Source organism: Colwellia sp. MB3u-55, from assembly GCF_014076785.1.
GTDB lineage: Bacteria > Pseudomonadota > Gammaproteobacteria > Enterobacterales > Alteromonadaceae > Colwellia_A.
Genome location: NZ_JACGUS010000067.1, coordinates 1 through 11,620 on the forward strand (window position 1 = coordinate 1; position 11,620 = coordinate 11,620).

Annotated in this window: 15 protein-coding genes; 1 reads left to right on the forward strand and 14 read right to left on the reverse strand. The window is 35.0% G+C overall.

All coding sequences use genetic code 11. The features are described 5' to 3' along the window. Window positions 1-773 precede the first annotated feature (773 nt). The 8 genes from H4J66_RS01885 to H4J66_RS01915 all read right to left on the reverse strand — a co-directional run bounded on the left by H4J66_RS01885 (window position 774) and on the right by H4J66_RS01915 (window position 6,656). On the reverse strand, window positions 774-1,352 hold the full coding sequence (locus H4J66_RS01885) for a CAP domain-containing protein (RefSeq protein ID WP_182169847.1): 579 nt from the start codon (window positions 1,350-1,352) through the stop codon (window positions 774-776). A 109-nt stretch (window positions 1,353-1,461) separates the two neighbouring features. Next, complete coding sequence (locus H4J66_RS01890) at window positions 1,462-1,887, reverse strand: hypothetical protein (RefSeq protein ID WP_182169850.1); 426 nt, start codon at window positions 1,885-1,887, stop codon at window positions 1,462-1,464. Between the two features lie 492 nt (window positions 1,888-2,379). Beyond that, window positions 2,380-3,537, reverse strand: coding sequence for an acyltransferase (locus H4J66_RS01895; RefSeq protein WP_182169853.1), 1,158 nt, complete (start codon window positions 3,535-3,537; stop codon window positions 2,380-2,382). 112 nt (window positions 3,538-3,649) lie between these two features. After that, window positions 3,650-4,075 (reverse strand): hypothetical protein, encoded by a 426-nt coding sequence (locus H4J66_RS01900; RefSeq protein WP_182169856.1) that lies wholly within the window; start codon window positions 4,073-4,075, stop codon window positions 3,650-3,652. 226 nt (window positions 4,076-4,301) lie between these two features. Next, window positions 4,302-4,499: a hypothetical protein gene (locus H4J66_RS01905; protein ID WP_182169859.1), complete on the reverse strand. Its 198-nt coding sequence runs from the start codon at window positions 4,497-4,499 to the stop codon at window positions 4,302-4,304. A 108-nt stretch (window positions 4,500-4,607) separates the two neighbouring features. Further along, complete coding sequence (locus H4J66_RS20095; protein ID WP_259369035.1) at window positions 4,608-5,129, reverse strand: lysophospholipase; 522 nt, start codon at window positions 5,127-5,129, stop codon at window positions 4,608-4,610. Window positions 5,130-5,144: 15 nt separating this feature from the next. Continuing rightward, window positions 5,145-5,471 carry a hypothetical protein gene (locus tag H4J66_RS20100; RefSeq protein WP_259369036.1) on the reverse strand — a complete coding sequence of 109 codons (327 nt, stop codon included), beginning with the start codon at window positions 5,469-5,471 and terminating at the stop codon, window positions 5,145-5,147. Between the two features lie 246 nt (window positions 5,472-5,717). After that, the gene (locus tag H4J66_RS01915; RefSeq protein WP_182169862.1) at window positions 5,718-6,656 is read right to left on the reverse strand and encodes an NADP-dependent oxidoreductase; all 939 of its coding nucleotides are present in this window, start codon (window positions 6,654-6,656) and stop codon (window positions 5,718-5,720) included. 125 nt (window positions 6,657-6,781) lie between these two features. Here H4J66_RS01915 and H4J66_RS01920 point away from each other — a divergent pair, with 125 nt between their 5' ends. Continuing rightward, a complete protein-coding gene (locus H4J66_RS01920) occupies window positions 6,782-7,705 on the forward strand; it encodes a LysR family transcriptional regulator (protein WP_182169865.1) in 924 nt (307 codons plus the stop codon). 157 nt (window positions 7,706-7,862) lie between these two features. On the opposite strand, the gene H4J66_RS01925 is transcribed toward H4J66_RS01920, so the two are convergent. The 6 genes from H4J66_RS01925 to H4J66_RS20710 form a co-directional block, all read right to left on the reverse strand. After that, complete coding sequence (locus H4J66_RS01925; RefSeq protein ID WP_182169868.1) at window positions 7,863-8,153, reverse strand: hypothetical protein; 291 nt, start codon at window positions 8,151-8,153, stop codon at window positions 7,863-7,865. 173 nt (window positions 8,154-8,326) lie between these two features. Then, entirely contained in the window at window positions 8,327-8,620 is a 294-nt protein-coding gene (locus tag H4J66_RS01930; protein WP_182169870.1) for a type II toxin-antitoxin system RelE/ParE family toxin, read from the reverse strand. Next, window positions 8,617-8,898, reverse strand: coding sequence for a type II toxin-antitoxin system Phd/YefM family antitoxin (locus tag H4J66_RS01935; RefSeq protein WP_182169873.1), 282 nt, complete (start codon window positions 8,896-8,898; stop codon window positions 8,617-8,619). Before H4J66_RS01935 ends, H4J66_RS01930 begins: the two co-directional genes overlap by 4 nt. A gap of 187 nt (window positions 8,899-9,085) precedes the next feature. Continuing rightward, window positions 9,086-9,523, reverse strand: coding sequence for a DUF4265 domain-containing protein (locus H4J66_RS01940; RefSeq protein ID WP_182169877.1), 438 nt, complete (start codon window positions 9,521-9,523; stop codon window positions 9,086-9,088). Between the two features lie 585 nt (window positions 9,524-10,108). Then, complete coding sequence (locus H4J66_RS01945; protein WP_182169880.1) at window positions 10,109-10,975, reverse strand: hypothetical protein; 867 nt, start codon at window positions 10,973-10,975, stop codon at window positions 10,109-10,111. Between the two features lie 472 nt (window positions 10,976-11,447). Further along, window positions 11,448-11,620, reverse strand: a 173-nt coding sequence (locus H4J66_RS20710) for an energy transducer TonB (protein WP_182169883.1), incomplete at its 5' end; no start/stop codon positions are given.

The window sequence follows — 11,620 nt, forward strand, 5'->3', positions numbered from 1 at the left end:
GTGAAGTTGTTCTAACACAAGTTAATCCTAAGTTACGGATAGCAAGAATGCCTGCATGAAGAAAAGTTTTGAGTTAGCGCATGGGATCAAGCATCGGGTGTGGCACAACCACCGACGGCGTTAGGGCGGCAATAGCCTAACGGCTATTGAACCGCTAACATAGACTGAAGACAGGTGCCACAACGAAATGAGTAAGGTAGGCGCTGCTAGCAAACAAGTGAGTAATCCACGAATATCAGCATGATAACCGACGAAATTACTTGCTTCATTCTATGCGTTAAATCACTTAACACTAAAAGTGAAAACAATGGTTCTGAAATTAATGAACAAGGTTCAGTGTATTTAACTTGACGTGGCGAGTCATACCAACGCCACATTAAGCGGCAAAAAAATGTTGGCTAAAATGTGAACGGATTGAAAACAGCCAACTGTTTTTTGTCCTTATTAATTAGCTTGTTATGTGTATTTACACCAAGCCAAATTTACTTCCTATAAACAACACGCTAAAACCTAGTATTGAACCTAACAGGCCATATACAACCATATTTCTTACATATAATTTATGCGGTTCGTACCAGCTTTTCATGAACATCTCTGGTAAGTTATAAATATAATTACGACTTGAATAACCTGATTCTTGGAGTTTTAATTTATTAATCGCTAAAAGGGGCCATCAAAGCTCCGATAAATAAAATGACAAAAAAAACCATTAACCAAACGAACAACAGCCAACTGTAATTTGTCCGACTTGAAAACCCTTGTTAGGTTTTATTTTACGGCTTTGGCTGTTCTAATATAAATAGCGTTTTATTAGGTATATTATCAAAGTTACCAGAGTATGCTTGATTCTTTTGATGGCCTTTTGTTAAATATACCACCCAATATTCGACATGAGGTGACTCCCATTTTTTTACAAGAGCAATTCCAATTTCATCTTGCTCTAAATAAAGCTCATGCTCACCAAGTAAATGAGTTCTATGTCCTTTTGAACGCTTAAAGGCATCCCAAACATCTATTGCATCTGAATATCCACCTGCAATAGCTTCAACTTGATTGCTATTAAATTCAACTCCATAATGTTTTGGAAGCTTATAACCAATCTTCTCTAGACGCGCATTAGGGCTTCCCCCAAGATTATGAACGACCAAACCATATTCAGCCATTTTTTTAGCTTTAGCTTCTGCTGCCCTTGTTAGCAGTATATTACAACGAATATTCGTTCGTTTTTGCTCTTTATCAGTACTTATCAATTTAACTAATAGCTGAGCTTGCTTGTTGTTTCCACAGTCATTGAACTCACCCGAAAAAACAGGGAGAACAAATAGCAGAGTGATCGCATATAATTTTGACATAAAACCTAACGCCCATATTAACGAGCTAAGTAATAGTTGGCCATAACTGTGAACGGAGTGAACGCGGCCAACTGTTGCGTGTCACGTTGAATTGCTTGTTATATGCTTATCAGAATTTATAACCAATATTTAATGTTACTGATGTTGATGTTTCTGTTTTTCCTGTATTGGAATAAAAGCCACCAGCATCCTCTCGTGTAAGACCAATACCTGTACCAATTACAAGTCCATTTTTAGTAAAACCATTAAAATGATAATCATACGTGGCAAAAAGAAAACCATCCTCGCTCTGAACCTCTTCCCTTCCGATAACAAGACCATAAGCATGATTTGAATTTTCACTGAAAGTTGTTTGAAAGCCAGTTGAAAGTCCTATTAATCCAACAGAACCATAATATTTACTCGAGTCTGTTTTATAGGAAAATTGGGCACCTAAAACACCACCGTATTGATGTCCAAGGCCTACAGCGGTCTCATATTCACCAGCAGAGCTGAATAAACAAACTAATGATAAAGCTAAAATAGATGTTTTCATTAAAATCCTTTTTGAAGTATGAAAGGAGAAGATAGCTTCTAGCATATAACGCTTACATAAGCGGAAAATTATAGTTGGCTAAAATTTTGAGGAACGAAAAAGAGCCAACTATAATTTTCCGTTTGATGTTCTTGTTAGTTGAACTTTAATTCAAAAGCACAAATTTTACAATAAGTTACCATGTTTGTGGGATATTAGGAAGAATTCAAAAACCCCCAGTACCACGACACACCAAACAGTGAACTTTGAGCCAAACACCACGGTTAATTTAGATAATGACTTTACAGCAAAAGTGTCTTAAAAAGCGTAAAGTCTATTAGCGATCATAACCAAAATTCTGAGGCGAAAACTTAAGCGTAACCCACCAAATTAATTTAGAAAATACCGCTTTTACACATAAATATTAATCTGATTTCGTGGTGCCAACTAACGCCCCAATAAGAGGCTAAATATTGTGGGCTAAAATGGAGCGGAGCGAACAGCCCGCTGAATTTAGTCGTGCTTAATTGGCTGGTTATAAGCCACTGGCACAACATTATTTTTAGGTTTTAAACCAAACAAAAACCTTAAAAAATTTGTTGGTTTAATAATAAACCAACAAATTACGCTGGTAGCTAAAAATGATAAAGCAAAAAGAGAAATAACCTTTAACGATATTGGCGCTTGCCATGCGATGACATAATAGCCTATCACCACAATTACAGTTTGATGAAAAATGTAAAAAGGGTAGATTAACTCGTTACTAAGACTTAACCATTTCGGTGTTTTTGTAAAATAGAACTGTGCATAACCTAAGATAGTTAAAAATGCAGACCATGCAACTAAACAACAAACCAACCACCAAATAGACCAACGCATATCCAGTGACAAGTATTCACTCAAGTCAGGGGAATAATAATACAAATAAAAGAGTACAGTACTAAATACTAACAACATTAAATTATAAAATCGTTGTTCATATATTGCTTGCCAAATAACGTTGCTGCGAACAAAAAGCATACCTGCAATAAAAAAGAAAAAATAGAAAGCTGAAGAAGATAGATTTTCTATCTTTTGATCGTCACTTGGAAACGTTAACGAAAAATACACTTTTATTATTATTAGTAATATAACAAGCAGATACAGACCGATTTTATGTTTTGATAATTTTTGCACAAAGTTAATTATTGATGTACCCAAAGAAGAGCTAAATAATTTATTTAATGGGATAGCGAGTAAGAAAAAGACAAAGAGATACTCTATAAACCAAAGGTGATTAGTTTCGAATTTTAATGCAAGCGATGGATACTCTCGCCAATATGATTGCATCTCAACAATATTTTCCATGTAAATTTGCGGAGGAATCACTAACAAAGAGCCAATCAAAAGAGGAATAAATAACCTTAGAAATTTATCTTTGATAAATTTCACTACCGTTACCTTCGATAGCAAGATAACAGAGCCAACACCTGAAATGAAAAATAAGATTGGCAATCTAAACTGTTCAAAATACACCATAATATCATCGATCACCTTGCTCGAATCTTTATTCATAATGTGCCAATTATCTCCATTAAAAGGCATACACACATGATGAATGAATACTGCAAAAATCAATATCACCCTTAACCAATCTAACTCGGATAACCTTACAGTGTTTTTCAATTCCATTTTATAACCTTAAAATTTAGCAGGTACCACAATCTGCGTGGCTTATAACGCCTCGTCAAGAGGCAAATAATATGTTGGCTAAAATAAGCGACGCAGGAGCAAAAGCCAACTGTTATTTGTCCTGCTTTAACGACTTGTTATATTTTTTTGACAACTGAATTGCCATAACACTGAGAATTATACTTAACGGTAACCAAACAATGTAATAGCCGCCATAAATAATAATTATTGTAGCCAACGGATAGCCAAAAACTAACAAACCAAATAAAGCACCAATTACAGATAATGTTAGTATTTGATGCTTATTGATTTGCTTAAATTTACCTTTAGCAAATAACCAATAAACTAATAAAAATGATATACCCCAAATTAATGTACAAATTATTATTGAGGTAATTAAAAAGCTTAACGAGCAAAGGCATTTAAACTTTGGATCACAACCTACATCTAACAAGTTAGTTCTCAGGGTAGCAACACTTACAGAAGTAAGAAAAAAACTTAGTAACCAAGTTAAAGTGAATTTAAGTGATATAGGCATCAACTTTCCGATAAAAATATAACGCCCTATTAACAGGCAAAAAATTGTTTGCTAAAATGTTGAGGAACGAAAACAGTAAACTGTTTTTTGTCCTTGTTTAATAGCTTGTTATATTTCACTTTACCGCAAACCATAATCCAATTACAGCTACGATTAACGAGATTACTGCAATACGATTTGGGAAAGAATGAAACCATTTAGCTTTGGTTGAATTAGCCTCTAAATACTAAACACCAGCAAGAGTGATTTTAGGTTTAATGAAACCGTCACCTGATTTAGAGGAAATATCGATAGCTTGAATATAACCACGTTCAATTAAACCTTTTACAGAATCTAGGTTTAAACCTGAATCTGAATTTAAATTTTCAGGAAGTTTTTGATCCTGAGCTAATTTTAAAATTGATATGACATCCTCTTTTTTCAACTCGAAGCCTCCGTGAAATATAACGCCTACTTAAGCGGAAAAAATAGCTGGCTAAAAATTTTGAGGAACGAAAAAAGCCAACTGTAAATTTTCCGTTTGATGTTCTTGTTAGCCGTTTTTACAGCAAACTAATTTATTAATAAAGTCCTGATATGCTTTTATTGCTTTGTCTTTTCTCATTGTTTCGCCATGCTCAGTATTGGGTATGATAGCCAAAACCTTAATCTGACTTGAAGAAATATTGTAAAGTTCTTTCGAGTTTTCCACTGGAGTAGTTGAATCATCTTCACCAATTAAGAAGAGTAATGGTTCTCTATATTCTTTAATGAAATCACCATTATTTATTTCTGCTAATTCAGGTGATAAATTAACTGAATAAAATAGCTTTGACCAGCTAGGCATCAAATTATCAACTAACACCGGAACTGTGCTAATGGCACCATCAAGAATTAACGCATCTATTTCTTTATTAGCTGCAACATAACTTGCAACTAAAGATCCCATTGATAAACCATGGATAGTTGTTGGTAAATTAGTAGGGAATTCACTTTTTGAAAAATCAAAAATTTTTAATGCATCAGCTCGTAAGCTAATAAGAGATAAGTTCTCTTTTTTATCACTTACTCCCATACCTCTATAATCAAACTAAATCACATTTGCGGGTAATAATGAAAACTTATTTAATATTTTTGATGAAGAGCTAATTTTCATGCCGTTAGCACTAAAAAAAACAATATTCACCAAAGCATCCTTGTTTATTAATTTAACACCTCTAAGCGTAATACCATCCTCAGTAGTTAAACTCACAGCTGACGCAACCGCCGAAATCTTCGCTTCAGTTAGGTCTGTTTGAATTTTAGTGATATTGAGTTGTTTTTCTGGTTGTTCATCTTGGTAAACAAATGATTCAGTTGTATAGTTTGCTGAACACCCTGAAAGTAGTAAAAATAATAATATTGTGATTGTTTTCATATCGAACGACACTCCTTGTTGATTTAACGGCTAACGCCTTGCTAAGCGGAAAATAATGGTTGGCTATAATCGCGTAGCGATGGCCAACTGTTATTTTTCCGTTTAAGTAACTTGTTAGTTGCCCTAGTTACATCTTAATAAATAAGCTTTAGCATAATTTAAAGTACTACGTTTATCGGTTATAAAATGGAATAAGTTACCTCTTACAAACGATAAATCAACTAATTTTGACAGTTCAATTTGGAATTAGTTGACTGCTACTTCAATAACTATTTTTCCGGTTGTGCGGGCACTTTCACTTTTGCTCATGGCTTGCTTCGCATCATCTAAGCTAAAAACTGAATCGATTGTTACTTGAAGCTGATTTACTTCAAGCATATCGGTTATAATGTTAAGCCCTATTCTTGATGGCTCTACTATCATACGTGCATAATGAATATTTTGTGATTGTGCTTTTTTCTCGTCTATCTCATCTAATAATGAAATTAATCTGCCATTGGGTTTTATTACAGCTAGTGAGCGCTCAACGATGTTATTACCCCCTACTGCTGCAAATACTAAGTCCATGTCAAAAACATGCTGTTCAAAATTGTCTTGCTTATAATCAATAAATTCATCAGCGCCAAGACCCATAATGAAATCTTTTTTAGCTTGCGAGCCTGTCGCTATGACATATGCACCTATGTTTTTGGCTATTTGTACTGCAAAACTACCCACACCACCCGATGCATTATGGATCAGTACTTTTTGACCTTTTTGTAATTCACCATGTGTTGTTAATGCTTGCAGTGCCGTTAAGGCAGCTAAAGGTACCGCTGCACTTTGTATAAAATTTAAGGACACAGGTTTATGTGCGACAACATCGGCATTGACTGCTAAATATTCTGCTTGTGCGCCTTGCTCTGTTAATGGTGAATATACATATACTTCATCGCCCAACTTAAAATCTGTTACGTGCTGCCCAACTTCACTCACAATACCTGCTGCGTCCCAACCTAATACTAATGGTAGCTCGTGGGTACCTGAGTCTTTTAACATGCCGTTTCTAATATGAAAATCTACCGGATTGACACCAGCTGCTTTTACTTTGATTAGTACCTGAGAAGCTGAAATTCTGGGTTTTGGTAAATCACCAATGATTAAATTCTCTACGTTACCATACTGTTTTATATATGCTGCTTTCATTGTAATTCCTAGTAATTTGTTTAAGTTATTTGCTTTGTTAACGCTAGTATCGACAAACTCATTGATAATCTCTAATTGATTGTTAATATAGTACTCATTGATTAATGTGATGTGTTGCTATTGAAATGAGTAAACCTGATTTAAACTTAATGGTGATTTTTGACGCCATAATGCAAGAACAATCTGTTAGTAGCGCGGCGCGGCTGTTATCTATGACGCAACCTTCTGTATCCAATGCTTTATCGCGTATGCGCCATGTTTATAAAGACCCGTTATTTATTAAAGATGGCCGAGGTATTAAACCCACCCCTTTTGCTAGTTCATTGTGGTTACAAATATCAAGTTCATTAAATATAATTTCTGATGTTGTTAACCCTAAAACATTTGTACCTTATTATGCAAAACGTACTTTTAGAATTGCGTTAACCGAAGGCATGTCCTCGCTATTGTGGTTAGAGCTAAGAAAAGTGATAGAACAAACTGCACCACACATTAATATTCATGCAGTGCCCTACACGATGAATGGTGAAAGTTTGTTAATGGATGCTCAAGCTGACCTTATTGCTGATTATGTTCCCGATTTAGGCAGATACATTCAAAGACAACACTTATGTACTAACTACTTTGTAGCGATAATGTCACCTGAACACCCGTTGGTGGATAAAGAGTTTGATATCAAAGCACTCATTGGTAGTGATAATCTATTGGTATCGTTATCTGGTGATGCATCTGGCACTGTTGATGTTAAATTAGCTGAACAAAACTTAACTCGCCGTATAGCCATGACGACAAATAGTTTTTCCGGTGCAATGAGTTTGATTAAGCAAACATCTCTGATAAGTATTTTGCCTTACCCCATTGCTTTTGAACATATAAAAAGCGGAGAGTTAATTGCTAAATCTATGCCTATAGACATTCCACCAGCTGAAATATCAATGGCATGGCATAACAGAAGTAACCGAGATGTTGGTTTACTCTGGTTAAGAGAAACAATTTCCAAAATCGTGAAAAACAAACAAGAGTTATTTAAAAATGGTGCTTGGCTATAATAGGAGCTATTTCAGTTGCGAACATTAAGACTCATCGACAAATACATCTGAGGCAACTAACGCCCAATTAACAGGCAAAAAATTGTTGGCTAAAATAGCGACGAAGGAGCAAAAGCCAACTGTTTTTTGTCCCTGTTTAATTGCTTGTTATGTGTATTTACTCACAAACCAGTATTTGATTAGCTTGCGCTAACAAAGCAGATGGATTTATTACTACATTCGGTACATCAGTAGCCGAGAAATTAAGTGTCCTAACATTTACCCATAATGGGTATTTATGAAATGTAGATTTAACTAAGTCATTACACTTTACAATTTCATTGCGGTTACTACACATGCATTCTAAATGTTCTTTACCCGCTTGAATGCAAGAAGTTACTTTTTTCGAAATCCCATTTAAACTCTTATTCATTTCTAGAGCCGCTTTAATCTCTGTAGCATTACTCAAATGTAAGTCTTGAGCATGTAGCAGAGGGGGATAAAAGTAGAGAAAGAATAATGATAAATTTACGCATAACATCCTTATACACATAACGCCTACTTAAGCAGAAAAATATAGTTGGCTAAAATGTTGAACGGAGTGAAAATAGCCAACTGTATTTTTTCCGTTTGAAGTTCTTGTTATAACTCAATATCATCCAAACTAAGCAACTGACGACTATTACGTAACGTTAGTATTTTAATTTCATTTTCAACTTTATAGATAATACGATAACTACCAAATATCACTTCACGATAATTTGAACCTAACAACTCAGGTACTTCTCGGCCTAATTGAGGTTGAGAACCGAGTAAGTCAATGCGATCAAAAATATCATTAACCCATTTGTCAGCAGTCGATGGTTTATCAAGTGCAATAAACTTAGCAGACGCTTCTAGCTTTTCTAACGCTAAAGGAGACCAAACTATTTTCAAGGTTTAATACTCTTTAAAATTTGTGCGCGAGCATCAGAATTAGAAATACCTAATCCAGCAGAAAGTTGAGCTTCAGCTTTTTGTACTTCTTCAAGTAATTCAATTTTTTCCTGCATTGACTCATACTCTGCCACATCGACAACTACAGCCACACCTTTTCCTCTTTGTGTGATCACAATTGGTCTTCTTGTTTCGTTAATTTGACGAATAAATGACGCTGCACCAGCTCTAAAATCAGAAAGTGGTTGAATATCTTGATCAAAATGAAGTCTACTCATGAGTAATACCTTTAGTTGTACTGTTTATGGTACGAAGTATAGTTAAAACTAGATGTAAGTACAAGACTTTGAACTTGAGTTATAACGCCCACTTAAGGGGCAAAATAGAGTTGGCTAAAATAGGTGAACGGAGTGAACAAAACAGCCAACTTTATTTTGTCCCTCTTTAAGTTCTTGTTAGGTGAAATTATTCACCAAACCTCCAAACAGGGTACGCAAAATCCAACCCCAGCTCCTCGAATAAATCAAGAAGCTCCTCTAAAGCTACAATGTCAACGGTGCTAGGTACGTCGACCGATAATAATGAATATCTAGGAAAACCTTCAAACACACAACCTATTTTTTGCAGCGTTTCTGTGAAAGGCTGGATATCAAGATCATTGTTATTCATCACCCATATCACCGAATTCCCAGACTCTTCGATAACATCGAATTCAAAAATGTTTTGATTTATGGGGTCAGGAATAGCCTTAAAGATATCACCGCAAGCTAAGTCTGGTATAAAAAAAGGTGTATTGAGTAATTTATAGTTATCGTCAACTTTTTCACACCAAACACCTTCTGCACTAATTGGCGGCCATCCGTCATCTATTTCAAGTGCAAAGACTAGCTTTTCAGTTGTCACAGGACTTCCTTTTCACCTAACGCCACGTTAAGCGGCAAAAAATTGTTGGCTAAAATTGTGAACGGAGTGAAACAGCCTACTGTTTTTTGTCCGTTTGAACGTCTTGTTATGTGTTTTTTGCCACTTGATAGACGACTACGTAAGGCATTAAATATATGAAAAACAATACAGTATAAAAATATGGAATACCAATACTAAAGATGAATAATAGAACGATTAGAATGAAATGCCCTAATAATGAAAACACAATATGTTTGTAAGTTAAATATGTAAATAACAAAAAACATAAAGCGAATAACGCACCAAAATGACCAAGGTTTAAGCTATAAATTATTGATGAAACAACAAGAGTTACTGGTGGTGCGATAAAGGCTAATAAAACTCCCAATATTGAAACACCGAAAACTCCGCCGGAAATCACATCAGATAATTTAAATAGATTACGACAAAGACTCGACATACATCCTTAAACACATAACGCCACGTTAAGCGGCAATAAAATAGTTGGCTAAAATTAGCGAGGCACGAGCAAAAAGCCAACTGTTTTTTGTCCGTTTGAACGCCTTGTTAGATTTCGGTTATGAGCTAAATATATATTTTATCGCAATACAAATAATACTCATGCTTAGGAAAATCAAACTCTACTTTGCCTTTGAATATTGAAGAATTTTCCTTTGTTATTTCGAAACTGTGATTGCCTGTGTGCTCTTGCGAGAGACCTAAACCTTGTCTGATTTTTTCTCTTGTCATCTCTTTTAACAGAATCTCCTCTTCAACTAAGCTATTACCATCCTCGTCTAGACTACAAGTTTGAAGATAAAAATCACATCGTTTCATGTTATAAACAACGTCAGAGTTTTCAACAAACAAACCAGTTTCATTAATTCTTTCAACTGCATCACTGTTTGGGTTTAAACAGCAAACATACATGTAATAGTCCCAACCGAATCGAAGACCAAATGTTTCATTTATTTCTAACCTGCACGAAATAAAGCCGCGTAGGTTCATTTGAATTACAGTTTCTATTTGAAGGAAATCAAGTGACTGATCTTCATTTAGCTTCATGTCATGAAAAGTATCACTTACAAGCCATTCGTTTTCTTTTTCGGACAAGTAATCCTTCGTAAACCTAGTTTCTAAGTCAACGACCCTAAGACGACTAATGGATTCCGAACGAAGAAACTCTAAAACCGCTGATACGTATTTAGCTTCTACTTCAAAATACTCTTCTCGTTTAAATTCAACCCCATTAAAAACATCCCCAACCTCAGAAGTACATGTCCATTCATCAAGCATGTAACGCCCATCTGAATCTCTATTTTTAGGGTTGTATTTTGTGATTCTATAATTATGCATAAAAACATTTACCGAGGGTAGATATAAAGATAAGAAATCTAACGCCACATTAAGCGGCAAATAATAGTTGGTTAAAATAGAGAGCGCAGCGAACATAACCAACTGTTATTTGTCCGTTTGAATGTCTTGTTAGTTGCTGATAGTTAAGCATAATTAACTTACCAATAACTCTACTGTTAACGTTGTGGAAGTGAGCATTAAAAAAATACCACCAACACTACTGCGCTCAACGTGAATTTGAGCCGTTTACACAAAAGCGCATTAAGCGACGAGTGCAAAACTAAATTATATAACCAAAAGGAAATTGAGCGATAAACACCAAATTCCTTTAGGCGAAAACTGTTTAACCAAAAACGCTAAACAAAATTAAGGCGCTAAAGTTACCACAAAGTAGAACCGAAACAAACGGCCTATTTTTAGGTAAACACCGAAGTTATAAAAATAAACATTCTATTTTAGGGTTGGCAACTAACGCCCTGTTAAGAGGCAAAATTTAGTTGGCTAAAATGTTGAGGAACGAAAACAGCCAACTGAATTTTGTCCTGCTTTAACAGCTTGTTAGTGTAATTTACACCTTAAAGTCTAATTGAATTGATTGGCAAATACTGTCAATAGGTAAACCATTTTCTTTATACGGATTAAATCGCCACTTTTTAAGTGCTTCAGTTGCTGGCTTTATGAAAAGACCAGACTGAGAAGATTCTATAACACCAATATTAAAGGGCTTACCTTCAGAAGAAA

Coding starts and splice junctions, on each gene's coding strand:
- H4J66_RS01900 (WP_182169856.1), bottom strand. CDS start 4,075: ATGCCTATATCACTTAAATTCACTTTAACTTGGTTACTAAGTTTTTTT.
- H4J66_RS20095 (WP_259369035.1), bottom strand. CDS start 5,129: ATGGGAGTAAGTGATAAAAAAGAGAACTTATCTCTTATTAGCTTACGA.
- H4J66_RS01915 (WP_182169862.1), bottom strand. CDS start 6,656: ATGAAAGCAGCATATATAAAACAGTATGGTAACGTAGAGAATTTAATC.
- H4J66_RS01935 (WP_182169873.1), bottom strand. CDS start 8,898: ATGAGTAGACTTCATTTTGATCAAGATATTCAACCACTTTCTGATTTT.
- H4J66_RS01885 (WP_182169847.1), bottom strand. CDS start 1,352: ATGTCAAAATTATATGCGATCACTCTGCTATTTGTTCTCCCTGTTTTT.
- H4J66_RS01920 (WP_182169865.1), top strand. CDS start 6,782: ATGAGTAAACCTGATTTAAACTTAATGGTGATTTTTGACGCCATAATG.
- H4J66_RS20100 (WP_259369036.1), bottom strand. CDS start 5,471: ATGAAAACAATCACAATATTATTATTTTTACTACTTTCAGGGTGTTCA.
- H4J66_RS01895 (WP_182169853.1), bottom strand. CDS start 3,537: ATGGAATTGAAAAACACTGTAAGGTTATCCGAGTTAGATTGGTTAAGG.
- H4J66_RS01945 (WP_182169880.1), bottom strand. CDS start 10,975: ATGTTCGCTGCGCTCTCTATTTTAACCAACTATTATTTGCCGCTTAAT.
- H4J66_RS01890 (WP_182169850.1), bottom strand. CDS start 1,887: ATGAAAACATCTATTTTAGCTTTATCATTAGTTTGTTTATTCAGCTCT.